The sequence below is a fragment of the Staphylococcus sp. HMSC034C12 genome (assembly GCF_001835895.1).
GTDB classification, from domain to species: Bacteria; Bacillota; Bacilli; order Staphylococcales; family Staphylococcaceae; genus Staphylococcus; species Staphylococcus hominis.
This window is the reverse complement of the sequence record NZ_KV826358.1, coordinates 37,617-61,994: the sequence shown is the minus strand read 5'-3', so window position 1 is coordinate 61,994 and position 24,378 is coordinate 37,617. Positions and strand designations below refer to the sequence as shown.

25 protein-coding genes are annotated in these 24,378 nt (G+C 31.1%); 7 read left to right on the top strand and 18 right to left on the bottom strand.

Going from position 1 to position 24,378, the window contains the following annotated elements; genetic code table 11:
• Positions 1-49: 49 nt before the first annotated feature.
• The 7 genes from HMPREF2629_RS09705 to HMPREF2629_RS09675 all read right to left on the bottom strand — a co-directional run bounded on the left by HMPREF2629_RS09705 (position 50) and on the right by HMPREF2629_RS09675 (position 7,913).
• Positions 50-1,174 carry an FAD-dependent monooxygenase gene (locus tag HMPREF2629_RS09705; RefSeq protein WP_017174886.1) on the bottom strand — a complete coding sequence of 375 codons (1,125 nt, stop codon included), beginning with the start codon at positions 1,172-1,174 and terminating at the stop codon, positions 50-52.
• A 20-nt stretch (positions 1,175-1,194) separates the two neighbouring features.
• Entirely contained in the window at positions 1,195-1,986 is a 792-nt protein-coding gene (locus tag HMPREF2629_RS09700) for an N-acetylglucosaminidase (RefSeq protein ID WP_070813338.1), read from the bottom strand.
• A 23-nt stretch (positions 1,987-2,009) separates the two neighbouring features.
• Positions 2,010-2,231: a hypothetical protein gene (locus HMPREF2629_RS09695; protein WP_049334595.1), complete on the bottom strand. Its 222-nt coding sequence runs from the start codon at positions 2,229-2,231 to the stop codon at positions 2,010-2,012.
• 165 nt (positions 2,232-2,396) lie between these two features.
• Positions 2,397-2,864, bottom strand: a complete 468-nt coding sequence (locus tag HMPREF2629_RS09690; protein WP_048762114.1) for a helical membrane plugin domain-containing protein — start codon at positions 2,862-2,864, stop codon at positions 2,397-2,399.
• 1 nt (position 2,865) lies between these two features.
• Entirely contained in the window at positions 2,866-5,817 is a 2,952-nt protein-coding gene (fdhF, locus tag HMPREF2629_RS09685; protein ID WP_017174890.1) for a formate dehydrogenase subunit alpha, read from the bottom strand.
• 253 nt (positions 5,818-6,070) lie between these two features.
• On the bottom strand, positions 6,071-7,018 hold the full coding sequence (locus tag HMPREF2629_RS09680) for an LCP family protein (protein WP_070813337.1): 948 nt from the start codon (positions 7,016-7,018) through the stop codon (positions 6,071-6,073).
• Between the two features lie 115 nt (positions 7,019-7,133).
• Complete coding sequence (locus HMPREF2629_RS09675) at positions 7,134-7,913, bottom strand: inositol monophosphatase family protein (protein WP_070813336.1); 780 nt, start codon at positions 7,911-7,913, stop codon at positions 7,134-7,136.
• 368 nt (positions 7,914-8,281) lie between these two features.
• Here HMPREF2629_RS09675 and HMPREF2629_RS09670 point away from each other — a divergent pair, with 368 nt between their 5' ends.
• The 3 genes from HMPREF2629_RS09670 (at position 8,282) to HMPREF2629_RS09660 (ending at position 10,620) form a co-directional block, all read left to right on the top strand.
• The gene (locus tag HMPREF2629_RS09670; RefSeq protein ID WP_054105724.1) at positions 8,282-8,977 is read left to right on the top strand and encodes a helix-turn-helix transcriptional regulator; all 696 of its coding nucleotides are present in this window, start codon (positions 8,282-8,284) and stop codon (positions 8,975-8,977) included.
• Between the two features lie 93 nt (positions 8,978-9,070).
• Positions 9,071-9,424: a hypothetical protein gene (locus HMPREF2629_RS09665; RefSeq protein WP_017174894.1), complete on the top strand. Its 354-nt coding sequence runs from the start codon at positions 9,071-9,073 to the stop codon at positions 9,422-9,424.
• Positions 9,425-9,747: 323 nt separating this feature from the next.
• Positions 9,748-10,620, top strand: a complete 873-nt coding sequence (locus HMPREF2629_RS09660) for a MurR/RpiR family transcriptional regulator (protein WP_017174895.1) — start codon at positions 9,748-9,750, stop codon at positions 10,618-10,620.
• Positions 10,621-10,835: 215 nt separating this feature from the next.
• On the opposite strand, the gene HMPREF2629_RS09655 is transcribed toward HMPREF2629_RS09660, so the two are convergent.
• Positions 10,836-12,224, bottom strand: a complete 1,389-nt coding sequence (locus tag HMPREF2629_RS09655) for an amino acid permease (protein WP_019835274.1) — start codon at positions 12,222-12,224, stop codon at positions 10,836-10,838.
• 327 nt (positions 12,225-12,551) lie between these two features.
• Between HMPREF2629_RS09655 and HMPREF2629_RS09650 the strand changes: the two genes are divergently transcribed.
• Together HMPREF2629_RS09650 and HMPREF2629_RS09645 are read left to right on the top strand one after the other, a co-directional pair.
• A complete protein-coding gene (locus HMPREF2629_RS09650) occupies positions 12,552-12,896 on the top strand; it encodes a hypothetical protein (protein WP_048762120.1) in 345 nt (114 codons plus the stop codon).
• A 6-nt stretch (positions 12,897-12,902) separates the two neighbouring features.
• Positions 12,903-13,091 carry a hypothetical protein gene (locus HMPREF2629_RS09645; RefSeq protein WP_002448560.1) on the top strand — a complete coding sequence of 63 codons (189 nt, stop codon included), beginning with the start codon at positions 12,903-12,905 and terminating at the stop codon, positions 13,089-13,091.
• Between the two features lie 56 nt (positions 13,092-13,147).
• Here HMPREF2629_RS09645 and HMPREF2629_RS10960 read toward each other — a convergent pair whose 3' ends face one another.
• The 3 genes from HMPREF2629_RS10960 to HMPREF2629_RS09635 are packed head-to-tail and all read right to left on the bottom strand — an operon-like array spanning position 13,148 to position 14,953.
• Positions 13,148-13,339: a hypothetical protein gene (locus HMPREF2629_RS10960; RefSeq protein ID WP_071560670.1), complete on the bottom strand. Its 192-nt coding sequence runs from the start codon at positions 13,337-13,339 to the stop codon at positions 13,148-13,150.
• 5 nt (positions 13,340-13,344) lie between these two features.
• A complete protein-coding gene (locus HMPREF2629_RS09640; RefSeq protein WP_048762122.1) occupies positions 13,345-13,989 on the bottom strand; it encodes an HAD-IA family hydrolase in 645 nt (214 codons plus the stop codon).
• 49 nt (positions 13,990-14,038) lie between these two features.
• Positions 14,039-14,953, bottom strand: coding sequence for a bile acid:sodium symporter family protein (locus HMPREF2629_RS09635; protein ID WP_017174899.1), 915 nt, complete (start codon positions 14,951-14,953; stop codon positions 14,039-14,041).
• 284 nt (positions 14,954-15,237) lie between these two features.
• Between HMPREF2629_RS09635 and HMPREF2629_RS09630 the strand changes: the two genes are divergently transcribed.
• Positions 15,238-15,768, top strand: a complete 531-nt coding sequence (locus HMPREF2629_RS09630; protein WP_017174900.1) for a hypothetical protein — start codon at positions 15,238-15,240, stop codon at positions 15,766-15,768.
• Between the two features lie 45 nt (positions 15,769-15,813).
• Here HMPREF2629_RS09630 and HMPREF2629_RS09625 read toward each other — a convergent pair whose 3' ends face one another.
• On the bottom strand, positions 15,814-17,415 hold the full coding sequence (locus HMPREF2629_RS09625) for an alpha-glucoside-specific PTS transporter subunit IIBC (protein ID WP_017174901.1): 1,602 nt from the start codon (positions 17,413-17,415) through the stop codon (positions 15,814-15,816).
• Between the two features lie 201 nt (positions 17,416-17,616).
• On the opposite strand from HMPREF2629_RS09625, the gene HMPREF2629_RS09620 reads away from it, so the two are divergent.
• The gene (locus HMPREF2629_RS09620) at positions 17,617-18,378 is read left to right on the top strand and encodes a MurR/RpiR family transcriptional regulator (protein ID WP_048679170.1); all 762 of its coding nucleotides are present in this window, start codon (positions 17,617-17,619) and stop codon (positions 18,376-18,378) included.
• 57 nt (positions 18,379-18,435) lie between these two features.
• Here the strand turns inward: HMPREF2629_RS09620 and HMPREF2629_RS09615 are convergent, their stop codons facing one another.
• The 6 genes from HMPREF2629_RS09615 to hutG all read right to left on the bottom strand — a co-directional run bounded on the left by HMPREF2629_RS09615 (position 18,436) and on the right by hutG (position 24,334).
• Complete coding sequence (locus tag HMPREF2629_RS09615; protein ID WP_002448616.1) at positions 18,436-18,954, bottom strand: SRPBCC family protein; 519 nt, start codon at positions 18,952-18,954, stop codon at positions 18,436-18,438.
• A 121-nt stretch (positions 18,955-19,075) separates the two neighbouring features.
• A complete protein-coding gene (locus HMPREF2629_RS09610; RefSeq protein WP_017174903.1) occupies positions 19,076-20,368 on the bottom strand; it encodes a Na+/H+ antiporter NhaC family protein in 1,293 nt (430 codons plus the stop codon).
• A gap of 96 nt (positions 20,369-20,464) precedes the next feature.
• A complete protein-coding gene (locus HMPREF2629_RS09605) occupies positions 20,465-21,076 on the bottom strand; it encodes a flavin reductase family protein (RefSeq protein WP_017174904.1) in 612 nt (203 codons plus the stop codon).
• A gap of 77 nt (positions 21,077-21,153) precedes the next feature.
• Positions 21,154-22,035 (bottom strand): SDR family oxidoreductase, encoded by an 882-nt coding sequence (locus HMPREF2629_RS09600; RefSeq protein WP_017174905.1) that lies wholly within the window; start codon positions 22,033-22,035, stop codon positions 21,154-21,156.
• 88 nt (positions 22,036-22,123) lie between these two features.
• Complete coding sequence (locus tag HMPREF2629_RS09595) at positions 22,124-23,242, bottom strand: amidohydrolase (protein WP_054105728.1); 1,119 nt, start codon at positions 23,240-23,242, stop codon at positions 22,124-22,126.
• A gap of 156 nt (positions 23,243-23,398) precedes the next feature.
• Positions 23,399-24,334: a formimidoylglutamase gene (hutG, locus tag HMPREF2629_RS09590; RefSeq protein WP_054105729.1), complete on the bottom strand. Its 936-nt coding sequence runs from the start codon at positions 24,332-24,334 to the stop codon at positions 23,399-23,401.
• Positions 24,335-24,378: the final 44 nt, after the last annotated feature.

Here is a 24,378-nt window from a genome sequence, read left to right as displayed (position 1 = left end):
TAAAATAAGGAGTTATCATAGAATCCATAGTGAATTCTATGATAACTCCTTATTTGTCTTTTGTTTTATATAAAAATTTAGTTTGACCACTAAAAAATCGTTTTGGCATACGTTTCATGATAGCATTGCGCAATGCAACAACTAGTTTATTATCTTTTTGAGCGATATTTCCGACTTTTCGAGAACGTTTTATTACTTTTTTAGTATGTTTTACACGTAATTTATTATATCGCTGTAATGCTTTTTCTAAGTCATAAGAAGCGATACAATTAGCTAAAACGATAGCATCTTCCATTGCTTGTCCTGCGCCCTGACCCATGTTTGGCGTCATTGCATGGGCAGCATCTCCTAATAAGACTGTACGACGATGTACAAATGAAGTTAAAGGTTTTAAATCATATAAATCGTTTTTAATAATACCTGTTTCACTTTGTTTATCTAACAATGCCCTCACTTGATTAGGATAATGATTAAAATAAGCCTGCAAATGTGGTTTTTCAAATGATACATATTTAGGATCTTTTTCATTTGCATTAATTGTAATAAACCAATAGGCTTGATTATTAATTAGAGGCACAATGCCCACGCGTCCACGTCTTCCCCAATATTCATCTGCTGTATATTGATTCATTATGTCCGCTTCATCTATCATTCCTCTAAAGCATGTATAACCTTGATAAATCACTTTAGAGTCTGGGAATAATGCTTTTCTAACGATTGAATGAATACCATCCGCTCCAATACATAAATCAAACGTCTGACTTGCATGTTTTGAGAAATGAAGCATTGGCAGTTCAGATTGAACATCCACTTTAGTCACTTCATAATCAGTAAATACAGTATTAGGTTTTACATATGAAGATATTAACTCTATTAATGACTGACGAGATAATGTCACATTTAATGTTCCCTCTTTCAACTTAGCAGATGTAAGCAAATCACCTTTATCGCTATAGATATTTAATGATTTTAAATTTTGTCCGGCATTTTTGATACCTTTAGCTAAATCATGATTACCGAGTTTTTTTAAAACGTTATCACCGATACCAATACCTGCACCTACTTCTTTAATATCAGTCTTTCTCTCAAAGACTTTGACATCATGCCCTTGTTCTTGTAAAAGTGCTGCAACCGTTAAACCTCCGATACCAGCACCTATCACTGCAACTTTCATTCTATTACACCTCAATATCTCTATTTATTAGATATATAGTAATTCCTACGTATCTTATCTTTTTTTATACCCAAACGTTCATAATCTTTTTTCATATTATCTGCAATTTTATCTGCCCACTCAATATCAATCGCATATTGATGAGACCCTGGATTTTTAGGATTCCATCTCATTTGATAAAGCGTAATTTGTTCGTTTTCAAAATATTGATGACGAATAAAAGCTGCACCGCCCATAATTGCTTTACTTGGTGTTGTCCAATTATGTTCTTTAGCATAACTATGACCAGTAGCAATGGCATCTTGATCAAATGCACCAATTCCAAAAAAATTATAGTATTTATGATTATTCTCTTTAATACCATTAGCCAGTTCGGATTGACCATTTGCTGTTTCTATGATTGCATGATTCATTAAATATATAATATTCACTTGATACTTATCTTGGGCTTTTAAAAATGTTTGAGCCTGATCTGTTAAAATACCTTTATTTTTAAGTATATGTTTTACCTCATCTTCATTCATTGGAACCGTTTTAGATAGATCCATATATTTTAAATCATTATCTTTTTTAGAAATACTCATTGCTCTTTTCACTTCATTATTATTCACTAGAACAAACTGATTATTTTTATCAATGGTATTTAATTGGTTCGATTGGGTTTGCTTTTGAAGGGCCTCTTGAAAACTGTATCTTCGATCATTACGTAGTATATCCTTATGATTGATACAAAGTAATACAATCAATATGATGAGAACAATAATAAAAAGTATAATAGATAAACGTAACTGATTACTATTTCTATATTTCATAAATTGAAATTCCTCTAATTGTCTTATTTAGATAACATACTGTATGCAACTATAATAGCAATAACGACGATGGCAAACGAAATATTAATAATAATTTTCATGCCCGTACGATCTCGAAATAATACATTAAAAATAACAAGACTAATTGCCAATGAAACGGCAAACATTGCTATCGCTAACATTAATTTCATCATAATTAAAAATATAATTCCTAATACAACAAAAATATTAGAAATAATAGTCATTATTTTAATAATATTTGGATGAATAAGTCCTCTCTCCTTACACTTTAATTTATACACTCTACTTTATCATAATAGATGTATACTATATTTTACAAATTCATTTCTAAAAAAACTCCTCAACATAAGTCATTTCGTTCTTATATTAAGGAGTCGTATATATTCAATTTATTCTCTAGACATACCTTTAAGTAAATTTATCATGTACGTTAAGCTACGATTCATATCATCATCTTTTAATACACTCATTAAGCTTCGTATTGTCGTTTTGGCATTTGGACTTGCTTGATTAGCTACTTGTAAGCCACTATTAAGTTTATTTAAAAATTGACTTAGTTCTTTAACTTCTAAATTCCCAAGCATAAATACCATTGGAGCTAAATTTGTAATGAGTCCAGTATACATATCTTTATTTAATTCCGTAGCGAATTTATTTATAATAACTTGACGACCTTTAATACCACCGTTAATAGCATCTAAGAGTTTTGCATCATCTAAATTTTTAATAATACGAATAGCTTTTAAAATACTATCCTTATTTTCAACAATTGCATTTGTAACTTCATTCAAACTTTCCAACTTAAGTTGTTCTTTTGATTTTTCAAGACGATTAATTTTAGTTATTCTTTCAGCCATATTAATCCACCACATTTCCTGGGAAAATATAATCCTTACGTTTCCATTTTTTCTGAACTTGGACACTATATTGCGGATGACGATGTTTATCTACACGGAAATTCGTTGGATTTAAAGGAGATTTACCTTTTCTAGTTATAACCTCTAAACGACAATGTGTACGTTTATAAGATGGTGTGTGTGTAGCATAATCCACGTCACTATTAGTTAATTTATTTATAGCACCTATATCGCCATTACTCATAGCATCATTATTTAAAGGAATATATATTTCTTTTCCTTTAACTCTATCAGTAATTGTAGCAACTAAAGTAGCTTCTCCTGTATCAGAAATAAGTTTTACTTCTGCACCCTCATGGATATCGCGATCTTTGGCTAATTCAGGTGAAATTTCTACAAATGCGTGAGGCATTTTATATTTAATCATTTCTGTTTGATATGTCATATTTCCTTCATGGAAATGTTCTAGTACGCGACCATTATTTACATGTAAATCATATACTTCATCTTCTTTAAAGAAATTATCAAATGTTAATTCAAATAATTTTGCACGTTTATTATCGAAATTAAAGCCATCAAGATATAATGTAGGTTGATCTGTACCATCTGGTGCTACAGGCCATTGTAAACTGTTAAAACCTTCTAATCTTTCATAGCTAACACCTGAATAAGACGGTGTTAAGCGTGCAATTTCGTCCATGATTTCTGAAGGATGACTATAATTCCAATCAAAGCCCATTCTTTTAGCAATCAATTGGAAAATTACCCAGTCAGGTTTTGAGTCACCTAAAGGTGATAGTGCTTGATTAATACGTTGGATTCTACGCTCTGTATTTGTATATGTGCCATCTTTTTCTAATGAAGGACTAGCTGGTAACACAACATCTGCATACGTTGCTGTAAATGTTAAAAATTCATCTTGAACTACCAAAAATTCAACTTTTTCTAATGCAGATTGTACATAGTTAATATTTGAATCTACAATTCCAGTATCTTCACCATACAAATATAGTGAATGAATTTGTCCTTCATGAATACCATCCATCATTTGATGATTATCTCGACCAGGCGTTGGGTTCAATGTAACACCATACTCTTTCTCAAATTTCGATCTAATTTCATCATTGTGTATCATTTGATAACCTGGAAATTGGTCCGGCATACTTCCCATATCACTTGCACCTTGAACATTATTGTGGCCACGTAATGGATAAGCCCCTGTGCCAGGTCTTCTATAGTTACCTGTTACAAGAAGAAGATTTGAAATTGCTGTACTTGTATCACTACCAATATCTTGTTGTGTGACACCCATTGCCCAACAAATAGCTACAGATTCTGCTTTTGCGCATTCTTCCGCAAAACTAATTAATCGCGCTTTTGAAATTCCTGTAACCTCTTCAGTATATTCTAATGAAAATGGAGTTAATGACTCATAATACTCATCAAAATTGTCAACCCACTCTTTAATAAATTCAATATCATGTAAATGATGATCGATAATATATTTTGTCACAGCGCTCAACCATACTAAGTCCGTACCAGGTTTAGGTTGATAAAATTCATCTGCACGTTCAGCCATTTCATGTTTACGAATATCAAAGACATGCATTCTTTGTCCAAACAATTTCTGTGCACGTTTAATTCTTGAAGCAATAACTGGATGTGCTTCTGCTGTATTTGTACCAATAAGTACCGTCATAGCTGCTTTTTCCAAGTCATCAATAGAACCTGAGTCCCCGCCATGTCCTACCGTTCTAAATAATCCTTTTGTAGCAGGTGCTTGACAATATCTCGAACAATTATCAATATTATTTGAACCAAATACTTGGCGAGAAAGTTTTTGCATTAAGTATGACTCTTCGTTTGTACCTTTTGAAGAGGCGATAAATGCTAGGTGATCGCCACCATATTCATTTTTAATGCGCTTAAAGTTCTTTTCTATAACATCGAGGGCTTCTTCCCATTCAACCTCATGAAATTCACCATTTTTACGTACTAAAGGTTTAGTTAAACGTTGATCCGAATTAATGTGTCCCCACGAGAATTTGCCTTTTACACAAGTAGAGATTTTATTTGCTGGAGAGTCGTGTGATGGTTGAACTTTTAAGATTTCTCTATCTTTTGTCCATACATCAAATGAACATCCTACACCACAATATGTACATACTGTTTTAGTTTTGTTAATTCTTTCTTTACGCATCTCTGCTTCAGAATCCGACACAGCAAATAACAATCCATCACCTGGTTCAGCTTTTTTAGTTAAATCAATCATAGCTGCTAATGAACCCGGTTCTGTATCAGTTAAATATCCTGCATTGCCCTCCATATTGACTTCCATCATTGCATTACATGGACACACTGTCGCACATTGACCACATGATACACAAGACGATTCATTTATTGGAACATCATTATCCCAAATCACACGTGGGTGCTCACGATCCCAATCTATAGAAAGTGTTTCGTTAACTTCCACATCTTGACATGCTTCTACACATCTACCACATAGGATACATTGGTCTGGGTCATAACGATAGAAAGGACCATAATCTTTCTCATAAGGCTTTGTTTTATATTCATATGATTGTTCTTGTAATCCCCATGCATCCATTGCATTGTGAATCTCACAATCACCGTTATTATAATCACATACTGTACAATACAGCATATGTTTTTCTAAAATTCTATCTAATGCTTCTTTTTGGCTAGCTTTCACTCGTTTATTTTGAGTATTGACTGACATCGGACGGTCAACTACTGTACTACACGCTCGTTCAACTTTACCATCAATTTCAACCATGCAAGTATCACAGGTTTGAATTGGACCCATGGATTCGTTATAGCAAATTGAAGGAACGAAAGTATCACGAGATTTAATAAATTCAAGTAAATTTGTTCCAGGTTCTACAAGGTAATCCACATCATCTAGGGTTAAAACTAAATGTTCTTGCATTGCTTTCCCCACCTTATATTTATATTCCATAAACAACCAATTTCGTTAAGATTCTGTATTATTTCCCCATATTCAATACAGAATTAATATTATTGTATAACTAAAATCATATAATGTTAAGGCTTTCAATCATATCTATTGACCTTTCTTTATTCTTTTAAATAAAGAATATACTTTTAAATTTTTATATCTTTAAATAAAAAATCTGAGACATATAAATTAGTCTCAGATTTTTTAATTGCTATATATTTTTTTATTTTTTCAAATTATTATTTAATACCTCTGTCATTTGCACTTTTGAACTTTCATTAGGAATAAAATACCATAATCCATCATTTTGAATACTACCTGTCCCTTCTAGCTGATGACGATTAACTGTATCATTAGCCTCTTTATAATGACTTCTAATTTCATTTAAATCCCCTAATGTTAAATCAGTTGTGACGTTCTTTTGAATTTGAGTAATTAATGATGGCAAATGTGTAATCGCTGAAGAACTAACCATTTTATTTGCCATAGCTTGTAAAACTAGTTGTTGACGTTCTTGACGTCCAAAGTCACCACCTGCACCTGTTTCTTTACGACTTCTAATAAATGCCATGGCTGTATCTCCATCAACATGAGTAGATTGCCCTTTAGTAAATGTTGTACCTTGAACTGTAAATGTATCATTACTTACTATGTTAACACCGCCTACCGAATCAATCATGTTGTGTAATCCATCCATATCAATAGTAGCGTAGTGGTCTATTGGCACATTCATTAGTTTTTCTAATGATTTAACAGCCATGGTAGGCCCCCCATAAGCGTAAGCATGATTAATTTTTTCAGTTGTACCTCTTCCTACGATTTCTGCTTGAGTATCACGTGGAATACTTACAAGCTCAGTCGTTTTTTTCTTTGGATTCACTGATAAAATCATTATTGTATCACTACGTTCACCATCATTTGTGCTTTTACGTTGTGCATTAGAGTCAACACCAAATAAGGCAATTGTAAATGGATCTCCATTTCTTAAATTAACATTATGAGAACGCAATTCAGATTGTTGACGATGAAGCGGGTTATGAATTTTATTACCTGTTATCAATATCGTTGCTGCGATAACAGCTACAGTAACGACAGCTAACATAACAAGTATACTAATAATCCATTTGATTATTTTACTAGAGGAACGTTTTTTTCTATCAAGACGTTGCATCTTCCTCCTCCTATTCTACTTATATTAAAATATATCTCCATTATTATATATTAAATGATTTAATTTACTATACAACTTTAGTAGGAAATATATTAAATAACTAAAAATAGAAGAATTAGTGGTTATCATTAATAATAGCTAATATCTCCTCGTAGCAGCCTTTATTACTAATAATAAAAGGGCCACCTTTAGCGAAATCAAGATGTTGTCCATCCATCTGTGTCATCACTAATCCTAATTCTCTAGCGAATAAAAACTGTGCTGCAATATCCCAAGGTTTAGGATTAGTATTAAAATGTGCTCCAAATTGTCCTTTTATCACTCGCACTGAATCTAATCCGCAAGCTCCTATATATCTCACACTAAAAGACGATTGATACAGAGCTTTACTTAATTTTTCATTCACGTATTCTGAACCAAATGAAACAATAGTATCTTTAAGCGATAATACTTCTGGAGACTCAAGTTTGACATTATTCATGAAGGCACCCTTACCTTCAATTGCTTTATATATTATTTTATGAGCGTAGTCATAAATATAAGATAATTTAGGTTGTCCATTTTCAAAGTAAGCTAAAATAATACAATAATCTTCTTGTTGTTTCACTAAATTGGCTGTTCCATCAATAGGGTCCATAATCCAAAGGTGTCCCTGATAGGGTTCAATACCCTCATTATTTTTTTCTTCAGCTAATAACTGATGTGTAGGAAAATACTTTTCCAGATAGGCCTCGAAATCATTTTGTATTTGTTTATCTACATTTGTAACTAAATCGAATCGATTTTCTTTTGTTTCTGTAACCATGTTTTTAATTAAATTAGGAATAATATCATCTAAATGTTGGAACCAATCCGTAATATGTTTATCTATAAATTGAAGTTGTTGTTTTTGCATGATGTCACCTCAACGTTTTTATTCATCTTATCATATAACATATTATTTTTTTAAAATAAAAAATCGGCTAGTCATTTGCTAGCCGACAAAATAGAAAGGAAAGTAAGTAATAAATATTGAAGATGTTTCGATGTAACCCGAACGATTCACCTTGAGCTATCTGTTATACAGCCCCTACCCCTTTGTTTGAAATCGTTCTACCCTGTTACAAATACTATATTAGCATAATCACCTAATAATTGTAAGCGTTTTCTAAATAAAAATAGTTTATTATTACACTTCCAATCAACTTATTACTAAAAATGTCTTGAATCTCAGTCTTATGTTATAATTAATGTAATATGTAATGTTCATAGGTGGTGAGTATATTGAATAAAATGGAAAGACAAAATCAAATTATTTCATTAATTCAACAAGGACATAAAATCAATGCGTCTGATTTAGCAAAACAATTTAATGTCTCTACTCGTACAATTACTAGAGATATTGATGATTTAGAATCTAAAGGAGTTCATATATACGCTCATAAAGGAAAACGCGGTGGATATGAAATTCAAAATACTGATCATTATTTTCATCTTAAATTAAATGAATCCGAACTTATTGCACTATTTTTAACTTTGCAAGAAAGTCAATCTCACTCTACATTACCTTACACTCAAGACATTCATTCAATTATGAACCAATGTTTAAAAACACCTAATACACAAATGCTAAAAATACTGAAACATATCTCCAATAATATTAAATTAGAAGATACACATTCTCTAACATTACCACATTTGTTTTCAGATATTTTAATTTATAGTAACGAAAGACATGTTATGCTTGTTGACTTTTCAGAAAATAATGAAATTACTGCAGAAAATGTGATATTCATCGGCTTACTGTGCCGTAACGGTCAATGGTTTGCTATTGTTTATGAAATTGGATTCGGTAGAACTCGTGAATTATCAATATTAAATATTGTTGATATTTCTTATTCATTTGAAAAAAAAATTCAAACATACGATATTACTATTCATAACTATAAGGAATTTCTACAACCTAAAAACAATGAATAAAGTGAGTATTGAAGAAATTTTCGTGTATTCTCAAATACTAAATGCTTACATACCAAATATCCTTAACACCCTCTTTTAAAGGATGAGTATACCATGCATTATAAAACCTTAATATACGATCAACACATTTTAATTCAATTATTAATTTTACTAGAAAAAGCTAAATATTATTATTTTATGGACATAGCACATTTATCTTTGGGAATTAAAGATTACAATAATTTTATTAATCATTGTCGTGCGCATTTTAAACATAATCAAATAAATAGTATTTCATCTCATTGTTCTGATTCACAAACGTATTGCTTCGAACAATACAATGAATTGATGACTCATTTAAAACAAATCCCTCTTCAAAATTTTAAAAATGGAAATTTAATCGTCGATTTGCAAGAACGTCAAAATCATATTTATAAAGTTTATAATCAAATTAATAATTATCAATAACCTTATTTTTTCGATAAGTTTAGTAGGTAAATTGTCATTGTAATTTATAGTATGTATAATAATGCTTGATTAATATTAAGTAAAAACTGCATACTGTTTTTTAATTCACGAAATAATGTCATATTGGTGGGAGAATATCACATTATTTCGGTAATCCTGTTACGTAAACCTTTACTTAACTTAATCACTTTACAGTTATTTATCGATATTTGTGGGAATTTAGATGTAATATATGATGTATTCACATGCCTAGATAGAGATGTTTTCATTTTCATCTATCTATTTATGATGAAAGAAAAACTTTTAATAAATTAGGTGATTGGATGACAAATATTTTAAGTAGGATAGATGAAGTCTACGCTTCGTCTTCTAAAAGTGAACAGAAACTTTCACGTTTCATATTAAATTCTCCACATAAATTAGTTTCAATGTCTAATGAAGCGATTGCAGATGAGCTTAATATTAGTGTGTCTACTATGAATCGTTATAGTCAAAAATTAATTAATCAAAATTTTAAAGCTATACGCGATGAAATTAAGCAATGGTTTCCTAAACAAGTCACACCGTATAATATCAAGTTAGTAGAAAATGAATCAGTAGAAAGCTTAAAACAAAAATTATATTTTCAAACTAAAGCGTCGTTAAAACAAAGTAATCATTTTATAGATCACCAAACTATTGACGCTATTTGCGAAACATTTAAACAGGCACATACCATTTTTCTATATGGTTATGGGAGTTCATACGTGTGTGCGCTTGAATTTTATCAGAAATTATCCCGTATTGGTCTCAATATTCAATTAGTTCAAGATACACATTTACTAACTACAATGTTGTCTACACATAATAAAAATGATTGTGTCGTTTTTATTACCCATAGTGGTGAACAGAGCGAACTACAAGCAATGGTAAAAGTCGTTAAAGATTTTAACCTTTCAATGATTACAATTACAAGTTCTAACAATAATTCAATTGCAAAAGATTCTGATTTAGTTTTAACGTATAATGAAGATTATAAAAACGAACTGTGTATGAGTGCGACAACTGCATTATTTGCACAATTATATACGATTGATATTATATTTTACCGCTTTATAGCACGTAATTATCACGCTTCTTTAGACTATATGACACAGTCAAAGATTTCATTAGATAATTACCACAAGTATTTATCAAAAATTGAATTTAAACATTAATAAAAAAGGAGTGGGATAAAACTCATTGTTCCACTTCATTCCCAACTTATGTTGGGCGTCGACGTTCTTTTTGAATGACTTTATGTTGGGGTCTCGGTCTACAATTAAAAAAACTTGATATTAGTCTATGTTTAATTTAGGGATTTACTATCCAAACGTTAAAAAATCTGAGACGTTTATGCACGTCTCAGATTTTTTATTATATATTTTTATCGTTATTTTACTCTTTTTATAGCATCATTTTTGTGATGACCGCGAATAAAGTAATACACTGTAACCCCTGCTAAGACAATAATACCTATAACCACTGAAATAACTGTGTCTTTATTAAATAACATACCAATTAAAACAATGAGTAAAAAGATAATTGTCATAACACTAGAAATTGTGCCTCCTGGCATTTTAAATGGATGATTTTCAACCTGTTCTGGATGTAATTTTCTGAAACGAATATGACTGATTAAAATCATAAACCATGGAATCATACCTGGTAAAATAGATGCACTATAAACATACACGAAAATACTATCAGCGCCTTTTATAAATAAAGGTAAAATAACATTTAATAATGCTCCAATTAAAATACCAATTGCAATAGTTAATACAGGATAAAATGGCACACCATTTTTCATTACACGTGTAAAGATTTTAGGCATTTGCCCTTTTTGAGCAAGTGTATATATCATACGACTTGCACTAAAAATACCAGAGTTACATCCTGATAATGCAGCAGTTAATACAACAAAGTTGATTAAACCTGCGGCAAATGTAATACCAATTTTAGAGAATGTAGCTACAAAAGGACTACCAATACTTTCTAATTGATTCCAAGGGTATATTGAAACAATAACAAAAATAGCACCTATGTAAAAAATTAATATACGCCATATAACACCATTTACAGCACTTTTAATATTCTTTTGAGGATTCTTTGTTTCACCTGCAGTAATACCAATTAGCTCAACCCCTTGATAAGAACCAATAACGATTGAAAGTGCAAAGAAGAAACCAACTAATCCATTTGGCATAAATCCACCATGTTTCCATAAGTTAGAAATACCGATAGGGTGTCCTCCATTACCAATTCCAAAGAAAATCAATCCTAATCCAGCAATAATCATTAATACAATTGTTACCACTTTTATCATTGCAAACCAAAACTCAAATTCTCCAAACGCTTTAACTGAAGCTAAGTTTGCTATTAATAATAATACTACTGCAATCACGCCTGGTATCCATTGTGGTAAATGAGGGAACCAATAATTCATATACTCACCTACGGCAATGACTTCACTCATCCCAACGACAATCCATTGGAATATATTACTCCACGCTGTCATATAGCCAGCAGCTGGATGTATGTATTCACTAGCAAATGTTGCAAATGAACCTGTTGTTGGATTTAAATAAATCATTTCTCCCATTGCTCTCATTATTAAAAATAAGAATATCCCTGCGATTAAATACGCAAAAATAACTGATGGTCCAGTCCATTTAATTGTACTTGTTGCCCCCATAAATAAACCTACACCGATTGTCCCACCCAGCGCAATCATTCTAATTTGACGTGCACTCAGTCCCCTATGTAATTCATTATTATCCATAAAAATACCCCATCTCTATTTGGACTAAGGTGCGATACTTTTAACCTTTAGAAAATATTTATTACGTTTTCTTAGTCGACATATCCTTTACCTTATTGAAGTTATTATACTATAATTTTCAGAAAATAAAATATATTTTTTAAATTCTGTCGAAAGCGCTCTCGTCAATTTAATCAGATTTTTTTACTTTTTTGCAAAAATGAATAATTTAATATTTGTGTTATTGGGTTATTTTTAGTTGAGAATCATATTACTAAATTAATATATTTAATTGATACTTTAGCAGTATGCTATACTGCTTATATAGACTTAAAGGAGTTTAACCTTATGCAGCATGTATTAAAAAAGGATATGAAGGTATCTATTATTTTTGCTATTGTGTTCTTTTTACTGAACTTTTTTAGTGAACAACAACACATGGTAAGTTTGCTTATACTACGAACGCTTTTAGCAACTTTAGTATTTTTCTTACTATACTTAATTGTATTTTCAATCTTTAATTCTGATCAACGTAAAATAAAATTTAGTATTACTTTATCTATCGCTGTTATAATCTTTTTAATTATAGGAACATTATTATCTTCTCCAAAGTTCGGTGTTTTAACAGGAATCTGTGTAGGTATTATTGCGGGATTTATATGGGAATGGATTGAAAAAAGAAAAGGAGAATAAATATATATGTCAGTCACTATTGGTATAATATTAATTATTGTTTTATTATTTTTAAGTCTCATACCAAATTATAATGCAATGAAACAAGCTAAATCTCAAGGATCTAAAAGCACTAGATTTACCGTAATGGTAGGTATTGATGCGATTTTAATTGTTTTATTAGTCTTTACAATTATTCTAAAAATAATTATTTAATAAAAAAGGAACCTTAGAAAAAGGTTCCTTTTTTATTCTTATATTGGTCAATCACTTTATAATTTGCCTTGTAACAAAAAGAAATACGCTATAAAAGCAAGTATAAGATATATCATTGATCCTATCATGAATGAACGTATACGAACTCTAAAAGGAATACGTTTATTAAATATTGGACCTAAAACAAGATTTCCTATTCCGATAATAATGGGTCCAGCTAAAAAGAAGATGATTAATTGCCACGACATGTCATTCACACATGACCCTTTTCAAAAAAACGATTTATAATTTCTTCGCCATTTAAATCTTTACCAATATATGGAATAGTTGAGAAATCTTGTTTTTGAGTCATATCATTTGTATTTACTATAACATCTAATCCAGCGCGAAAAGCAGCTGTAGCACCATTTACAGAGTCTTCAATAGCTAAACAATGAGTTGGAGAATAATTAAGCTGCTGAACCGCAGTCAAATAAAGTTCTGGATCTGGTTTTACATATTCTACACTTTCTCTCCCAACAATAATATTTATATATTCATCTAAACCTAAACTCTTAAATACTGGAAAAATATCCTTTTTATAACTACTTGTCGCAATTGCCATAGGAATATGACGTTGCTTCAAGTATTTCATTAATTGTTTAATCGTAGGATTAATTTCTAATTGATTACTTGTTTGATGGTGTTCTTTATAAATAATTTCTTTATTATCTTTTCCAATCGTCTGTTCCAAATATTCGTGTAAATCCTTTGCTTCTCCACCAATATTTTCACGGTAAAAATCGAGTGTAATTGGTGTTGCTTTATGACTAATTAAATGCTTATTAATAATATTAAATAAATGTTGTTCAGTATCGACAATTGTACCATCAAAATCGAATACTATTGCTTTATACATGATATTTCTCCTTTAAACTTAATATTATAGGTAAGTTTAACATATTACATTAACGTTTAGACCAATATTTGGCAAGAATAGGTCCAGAAATATTATGAACAAAACTGAATACAGCTCCTGGCACTGCTGCTAGTGGACTAAAATGTACAGTTGCCAAAGACACAGCTAAACCTGAATTTTGCATTCCAACTTCAATAGAAACGGCCTTTTTGTCTCTTCTATCAAGTTTGAATACATGCGCTAAAACATAACCTAATAAATAGCCCACTACATTATGTAAAATGACTACAATAAAAATAAGGAATCCAGTTTTAAGAATTTGTGATTTACTCCCTCCAACAACAGCCGCTAAAATCAATGAAATCGCTACTACAGAAATAATTGGTAAAATTTTAGTAGCTTCCCGAGTTACTTTTTTGGAAGCAAGTTGTAAAAGGAATCCTATGATTATTGGTAATAAAACAACTTGAATGACCGACCATAACATACTTAAAAATGATACATGTAACCACTCATGAGCAAATAAATAAATTAAAGCCGGTGTTACAAATGGTGCTAATAAAGTAGATACACTTGTAATCGCTACAGATAACGCGACATTAGCATTAGCTAGATAACTCATGACATTACTTGATGTTCCGCCAGGACAACATCCAACTAAAATCACTCCAATTGCTAACTCAGCTGGTAAATTAAATATTTTAGCAATAGTATAGGCCAAGGTAGGCATAATAGTGAATTGTAAGATCACTCCGATAATAACAGACCTCGGCTCTTTAAAAACTAATTTAAAGTCACTAGGTTTAATTGTCATTCCCATGCCTAACATCACAATTCCTAATAGCCATGGGACGAATTGACCCATCGTCGCTAGTTGAGTTGGAAATATAAAACCTATAATAGCAGCAATAAACATCCATAATAAAAATGTCTTAGTTGCAAATTCACTTACTTTACTTAACATGATGTCACCCTCTTATTTTAAATAATGAAATAAGAGTATCACAGGAGAAAAAGTAAAACAATGAATTTTCAGAATATTTAAAATATGTATGTCTTTATTTTTTCTTTTTTAAATAGAGTTACGAATATATTACAAAAATATTAAATTAAAATTCATTCAAAAGTCGTAGTGATAATCATAATAAAGAGTGATACAATCAGACTGTATATGGGAACGACGTGTTTCATTTTAAGAATGATAATGACATGAAGACTACATATTATTAAGAATTGGGAGGTTCTTGCATGTGGATAGATAAATTTGAAACTTACATTCTAAATATTGTAGGTTTGCAATCAAGATCGACTAAAAGACAATTAATGAAAATTTGCAGAAATGTTCAATTTTGCGAATCATTTCAATACAACATTATTAAATATAACAATACTCCAGCCCTTGAAATCAGCTTGCCTAAACAACAATTACCCTATTTCATTAGTTTTTTAAGTTTTTACCAAATTTCTATTTACCAAATTCTTTCTTCTAGAAATACACACATCTTATTGGATTCTGGACAATATTATTCTTCTTCTAAACGCTTTAATTTATGTATAGATGGATTACAAGATGCTTTTATTAAAGATAAAGTTATTGATATAATGACATATTTCTCTAATCAATATGATTTAACTTATACATTAAACAATAATTATGCTAGCGTATGTTGTAAACCAGAAATATTCTCGAAACTCATTCAGTTTATTGCTTGTCGAAATATTGATATTTTATCAGCCACATATAAAGCTCGCGCATTACATAATGCACGTATTTCTTAGAATAGTTAAAGGGTCGAAACAAAATGTTTCGACCCTTTTAGTATCTTATTTTTTGTCATTTTCATCAAATACTAAGTGTTCAAATGCTTCTCGTACTTGTGGTACGGTCATCCCTACAACTACTTGTACATTCTTACCACTTTTTACAAGTCCATGTGACATTTGTTGATGTGTAAAATATGCAGTATCTTCTACTTTTGATTCGTCATTAACAGTTAAGCGTAAACGTGTTGTACAATTTGTCACATCTTTAATATTTTCTTTTCCACCTAAACCTTCTAAATAATAATATGCTTTTTCTTCATATTCATTACTAGGCTCAAAACCTGAAGTGTCTGTACTATCTTCACCTTTTTTCTCTTTATAATCTTTTTTAGAAAATAGTTTCACTTCTTCTTCAGCACGACGTCCTGGTAATGGAATATCAAATTTTAAAATAAGATATCTAAATACAAAGAAGTAAATTGCTGAGAAAATTAAACCAATAATAACTTGAGCTACATAAGTCATCCAGTGATTTTGTCCAAGTGGAATCCAGTTTGTTGCAATAAAGTCAAGTAGTCCTCCACCCATATTACCAACTACTCCAAAACCATACATGATTGTATCCATTGTTGCAGCTAATAATGCATGAATAACAAATAAGAATGGTGCAATAAATAAAAATGTAAATTCTAATGGTTCTGTAATACCAACTACAACAGCAGTTAATGTAGCAGGTATCAATAATGCAGCTACTTTTTTACGATTTTCTTTAGGTGTTGTAGAATACATTGCTAAAGCAATACCAATTGCGCCAAATACTTTACCATTACCTTGAAGCATGAAACCATAATGGAATTGATCTTTTAATGGTTTGCTACTTTCGGCAAATTGATTTAAATGTCTAAACCATTCTGCTTTTAAACCATCTTTTGCTACAACTGGACCTACTTCAATTGGTGCATAAACAAAATGGTGAAGTCCAGTAGGTATTAATACACGTTCTAAGAAATGGTATAACCATACGCCTATATAACCAGAAGCAATAATGAAGTGTTGTAATGATTCAATTCCGCTTTGAATCGTTGGCCACACTACACATGTAATGGCTGCTACAGGTAACATAACAAAGAATGAAATAGTGACTACAAATGTTAAACCTTGGAAAACACCAAGCATTTCAGGTAATTTCTTACTGTAATATCTATTATGTATCCAAGTTACAATAGCTGAAATAATGATACCACCTAAAATATTAGTATCTAATGTTGGAATACCTGCAATTGCTTTTAAACCTGTAACATTTTCAACACCTTTTTGTAAGTTTGCACCAAACGTATGTGGCCATTGCGTTAAAATGGTATTGATAAATGTATTAAACATTAAGTAACCCATTAAAGCTGCTAATGCTGCGTGACCTGGTGCTTTTTTAGCAAGTGAAATTGGTAAACCTACTACAAATACAATTTCCATGTGATTAAAGATAACCCAACCACCAGATTCAATGACTGACCAAAATTTAAACCAAAATGTGTGACTGTCTGCCAAACCACCCATTATTGTTGGGTTTTTAAATAGTGTTGCAAACCCCAATATAATCCCGAAGAATGCAAACATTAATACTGGAACTATCATTGCGCTCCCAAAACGTTTTATTGCGTTCATATGCTGACCCCCAAATCTAAATATCATAGTTAATCATATGATATTGCACTTTTTTAAGCGCTTTCTTAATATCTTAATTCTATTATAGTAAACGCTTTCATATATACAATGATATTGACTCATTTTGAAATATTTTTGTATAATCAGTTTATATTTTCTATAGATGAAAAAATTTTCAATATTATAACTTGAGGTGTTTATATGTTATTAGATGAGAGAGTTAATACTAACTTTGATAAATTAAATGACAATGATCTTCATATAGCTCATTTTGTTAATACACATATAGAACAATGTAAAACTTTAAAAATACAAGAACTATCACAATATACACATGCATCAAACGCAACTATTCATCGTTTCACACGTAAATTAGGCTTTGATGGCTATAGTGATTTTAAATCTTATTTAAAATTTGAAAGTCAATCTTTACATGAAGTTCCTACCGATTCAATCAAACAATTTAAACAAGAAATTGAAACAACATTTACTTACCTAGAAAGGGTAAATTTTAACCTTATTACTGAAAAAATTGATAAAGCTACCAATGTATACTTATATGGTACTGGACGAGCTCAGAAAAATGTAGCTGAAGAAGCACAACGTATCTTATTAACTATGCATAAAAATGTAATTGTATTGCATGATGAACATGAGATTAAAATGGTACTTAACTACTCTAATGAAGATGACTTATTTTTTGTGATTTCTTTATCTGGAGAAACTCACCAATTAACTGAGATTACTAATTTACTTCAATTGCGCCAACGTTATTTTATTTCTGTTACAACCATGAAAGACAATACATTAGCACAAAAGGCAAATTATAATGTTTACGTTTCTAGCCATACATTTTATTTATACAATGATATAGATTATTCTAGCTTTATTAATTATCATATCTTTTTTGAAACGCTACTAAGAAAATATAATGAGCGAAAAGAAAACGGTGAATTACAATAAATAAAAAGACCTATTAAGTAATAACTGACTTTTACTCAATAGGTCTTTTCATTTTAATTAAAGTAACATATCATTGTCCTCTACATATTGATCTAAAACTTCATTCATTCGATCAAACATTAATTCTAAACCATGTGCAGTAGAATCATGATATTCTTTCTTTTTATGTTTATATTCTAAAGCCGTTAAACGACGTTCTTTTTCTACTATAGATTGATAGTAAAAGAACATTTGCGTACCGCCTGATTCACGCTCTTCAAATTCTACTTCAATAACATCTTGACTATCGCTTAATTCTGGCATTCCAATAGTCATTTTGATGTATTCATCGGATACTAATTCTTCATATTTACCTTGAATTACATTTTGTTTACCATTACGAGCATCTACTATTCGATATTGTCCACCTTCATGAATATCTGCATCAAATAATTTATTTGTTCGTTGGGAGGTCATAAACCATTGCTTTAATAAGTTTATATCTGTCCAAGCACTATAAACCAATTCTGGAGAATATTTAAATAAACGCTCAATATGAATCTCAACTTGTTCATTTTCTACATTATATTTTGCCACTCATCTCACCTACTTTCACTCTTAGTTATATTTTAACGCATTTATAAATACTACCAAAATTTCAACTATCAGAAATTAAAAAAAATATAAATTTAGATGATTTTAACTTGTTATATATCATTTATTTCGTCTTAAGACGTGGAAATCTAAATACAATTGCTAGAATTCCACAAATGCCTAATAAAATTGAATAAATACAATATGGCAACATACTAAAAGGAGATATTCCAGCGACACCCGCTGCTGCAATAAGTTGAGGGCTATAGGGTAACAGACCTTGAAAACATCCAGCAAAAATATCAAGAAGACTTGCTGATTTACGAGGATCTACTTCATACTCGTCGGCAATATTTTTAGCCAATGGTCCTGACATAATAATTGAAATTGTGTTATTTGCTGTAGCGATATCCGCTACACTCACAAGACTAGCGATACCAAATTCAGCACCACGTTTCGATTTCACTTTCGATTTCACAAAATTAAGCAACCATTCTACACCGCCATTATGTTGAATAAGACCAACAAGCCCACCAATAAGTAAAGCTATAATTGCAATATCTTCCATTCCAATAATTCCTTTTGATATAGCAGTTAATAAACCTTTCCAATTGAAAGAACCATCAATAAGACCAATGATTCCAGAAAGGATAGTACCACTAATTAAAACTACGATAACATTCACACCAATGACGGCTAAAACAAGCACTAAAATATAAGGAATGACTTTCACTAAGTTATAATCATATTGCTTAGAATGATCAATATGTACACCATTTGTTAAGAAAAATAAAATGATAATTGTTAGAATTGCACCTGGTAAAACAATCCAAAAATTAACTTTAAACTTATCGCTCATTTTTGTTTTTTGAGTACGTACTGCTGCTATTGTGGTATCTGATATCATTGATAAATTATCACCAAACATCGCACCGCCTACTACTGTTCCCATCGCTAACATAGCTGAAATATCAGTTGCCTGAGAAAATCCAAATCCTACAGGTGCAAGTGCTGCAATAGTTCCAACTGAGGTTCCCATAGAGATAGAGACAAACATACAAATTATAAACAATCCTACAATAATAAAATTTTGTGGTATGAGTGATAGTCCTAAATTAACTGTAGACGTGACACCACCCATTTTTTCAGCAGTAGTTGAAAATGCACCTGCTAAGATAAAGATGAAAACCATTAGGACAATATTTGAATGCCCTGCCCCTTGAGTAAATATTTCAATCTTTTTTGAAAATTTTTCTTTTCTATTCATCATTAATGCTACAATCACAGTAATCGTTATCGCAACATTTAAAGGCATATTACTAAAATCTCCAGTAGCGATTCCTATTCCTAAAAATAATGCAATAAATAGCACAAGAGGTAGTAGTGCCCATGCATGCCCTTTATTCCCTTCTTCCATATTTAACCTACTTTCCTTAATACTAATTGAATTTATATTTAAAGGTACAAGATTCATATATCATCGTCAATACAATTACATGTAAAATTCATATTATTATGATTCTGGACGTTTAATTGTAAATGTGTCTCCGAGTTTAGAATAATTATTTCCCGCTAAACGTGCTACGGGTTTAAGCTGATTAAAATCAATTTTACTATCCTCAAAATAGACATCTTCATTTATATGATACATAACAACTTCTCCTATAATTAAATCCGCACCATCATTTTTAGTACCTAATTGAATCATTTGATCTAATTTACATTCAAAACGAATATTAGCTTCTTTCACAGCAGGCGTCTGTATAATAGATGAACTGATAAGAGTCAATGATGTGCGTTCTAATTCATTGTCTTCGTATTTTAAAGGTGCAGCCGTCTCATTGATATCTTCAATATTGAATTCATCTGTAATATGCACAACAAATTCTTTTGTTTTTTCAATATTTATAGCAGTATCTTTACGCTTACCATTACTTCTTTGTGCTGCAATTGCTATCATAGGTGGCTTATTATTCACTACATTGAAAAAGCTAAATGGTGCACCGTTTAAATTACCTTTTTCATCTTCCGATGTTACAAACGCAATAGGTCTAGGTATAACTGAACCACTTAATAATTTATAATTTTGAATATCTGATAATTGATTTGGATTAATCCCTTTCATTTTTAATTCTCCTTTATAAAATAAAAAGCGAGAGATTTCTAAAAATCTCTCGCCAGTATACTTAACGTTTAACTAAATTAGTCGATTTGAATACCACCAGTAACGCTATGAACTTGACCAGTTAAATAACTACCATCTTCTGAAGCAAATAATACATATGGTCCCACACATTCAACAGGTTGACCTGCACGGCCTAGTGGAGTAGCTTGGCCAAATTCTGGTATTGCTGATTGAGGTTGTCCACCACTGATTTGTAAAGGTGACCAAAATGGTCCTGGCGCTACACTATTCACTCTAATACCTTTATCTCCAAATTCTTCAGAAAGACTTTTTGTTAATGAAATAATTGCTGCTTTAGAAGCGGCATAATCATGTAAAATTGCAGCTGGTTTATACCCTTGTACTGAAGATGTCGTTGTAATTGAAGCACCTGGTTTTAAATATTTAGTTGCTGCTTGAGCAGTCCAAAAAATTGGATACACATTTGTTTCAAATGTTTCAGCAAATTGTTCAGTTGTAAATCCATGAATATCATCATGATACTGTTGATGACCCGCAACAAGAGTAATGTTGTCTAAGCCACCTAATTCATTATAAGCTTGTTCTACTAAATCATAGTTAAACTGCTCATTTCTCACATCTCCAGGGATAAGTACTGCTTTTCTTCCAGTTTTTTCGATGACTTCTTTAACTTCTTGTGCATCTTGTTCTTCACTTGGTAAGTAGTTAAGAACTACATCAGCGCCTTCTTTAGCATAAGCAATTGCTGCTGCACGTCCAATACCAGAATCGCCACCAGTTACTAGCATTTTATAATCTTGTAAACGGCCATGACCTTCATATGATTCTTCACCACAATCTGGTTTAGGTGACATTTTATATTGATAACCTGGTGTTTCTTGTTCTTGTTTTTTATAATCAGAATCTTTAAATTTAGTTCTTGGATCTTGTGCACCCATTAAAATCATCTCCTATTTAATCACTCAATACAGCTTTACCACATTAAATAGTAATTAAATCATAATTCCAAAAATTTTCTAATAAATATTATGCTAATAATTGATAAATCAGTTCTATAAAATAATCAGGTGTTTTTTCTAAAATACGTTCATCTGGATTGTATTTTGGATGATGTAAATCATATTCGCTATTCGATCCAATAAATGCAAATACCCCTGGATGATGCTCTAATAAACCAGAAAAATCTTCTCCAATTGTATACGGATGTTCTAAATCAATTACTGTGTATCCTACTTTTTTTGCCGCTTCTTTAGCATGTTTTGTAAGCTCTACGTCATTAATAACTGCGCCTGGTAAACGTGTATAAATTAATTCAATCTCTATATTAAATAATTGTTCTAATCCTTTAGCAATATCATGCATACGTTGTTCAATATAATCTTGTACTTCAGGTTTGAATGAACGTACCGTGCCTTGAACATAAGCATTATCTGCAATAACATTCCAAGTATTACCTGAAGACACTTCTCCTATTGTAATGACAGCACTATCAAAGGCAGATAAATTACGACTAATAATTGTTTGCAAACTTGTAATTAATTGCCCTAACGCCATTACAGGGTCATTGCCTTGCTCTGGCTTGGCAGCATGAGCTCCCTTGCCATGAATTTTAAATTCAAAACGATCTACAGCAGACGTAATAGGACCAGATTTAATTGCAAATTCTCCAATATCTAATGTTGGATAATTGTGAAATCCAACAATCGCTTGTACATCATCTAATGCATTGGTTTTAGCCATGGCTTTAGCACCATACCCAAGCTCTTCAGCTGGTTGAAATAAAAACCTTACTCTTCCATTTAATTGTTCTTCTTCTTCTTTTAACTTGGTAGCAATAGCTAAGATACTAGCCATGTGAATATCATGTCCACAAGCATGCATCACTCCATCATTAGTAGAAGTAAAGTCTTGACTAACTTGCTCCTGAATAGGTAACGCATCAATATCAGTACGAACAGCAATACATTTTTCTCCTTGTCCTATTTCTGCTATTAGGCCCGTTTCCATTGGAATGTCAATCATTTTAATATTGTATGAAGTTAATATATCTTTTATACGTTGCGTCGTTTTATATTCGTATTTTGATAACTCAGGATATTGATGAAACATGCGTCTCCATTTTACAACGTCGTTAAAACTTGTCATCAATGTCACTTCCCTTTCTCTAAGTCCAATAAAATGTTGTATAGTCTATAGTATCATAATTATCAAACTTTTCTTATAACTAAATAAGAGTAGATATCCATTACTTAGAATGGTGGACTACTCTTATCTAAAAGTTCATTTCAATTTTTAAAATAACTACTCTATAAAATGGTGAATAAAATTCGCTGCAAGTTGAGCAGTACGATGATCAATATCATAATTTGGATTGACTTCAGCAATACTAATAGAAGATGTCTTTCCACTTAATATAACGCGTTTACCTATATTAAATACAGAATGAGGATTCAATCCGAGGACAGTAGGTTCACTTACTCCAGGTGCAAATGCACTATCGATGGCGTCCATACTAATTGTAAACATAATCGTTTCATGCTGATGAATAAAACGTTCAATCTTATCTTTAATGGTTGGAGACAAATCATTTAAAATTTCATCTGCATATACATAGATAATTCCTTTTTCTTCAGCATATTCATATAGAGAACGTGTATTTCTACCTTGAGATAAGCCTAAAACTAAGTAATCAACATTATCATCTTTTTCTAAAATTTGTCTGAACATTGTACCAGAATTAGATTGTACATCAGCACGCGTCTCAAAATGTGAATCGATATTAATAATGCCAATAGAAGCATCAGGATAAGTGTGTCTCGTTGCTAGGTATTGTGCGTATGCGATATCATGTCCTCCACCAATAAAAAAAGATTGGTGATGCTGTTGAATAACTCGAGCAGCCAAATCTCCCATTTCTTCTTGAACTTCACTTAGAGAACCTTTTGTATATTCTACATTTCCATAATCAACAAGAGATTCACATTCACTTAAATCAGGTAATTGGGCAAACGCTTTTTTTATTTCGTCTGGTCCTTTTTTAGCACCAATTCTTCCTTCATTCAGTTCAATCCCTTTATCAACGGCATAGCCTAACAAACCTACACCAACTTTATCAAAACGATTTTCTATTTTTTCTAAATTAGCAAATGTGACGGTCTGAAAATGCTTAAACTGCTTAGGATCATTTTGACTATCTACTCTTCCTTTCCATAGTTTTGGATTGCTTTCACTGTACATAATATTAGATGCCTCCTAATTATTTAAGGTTATCTTAATCATAT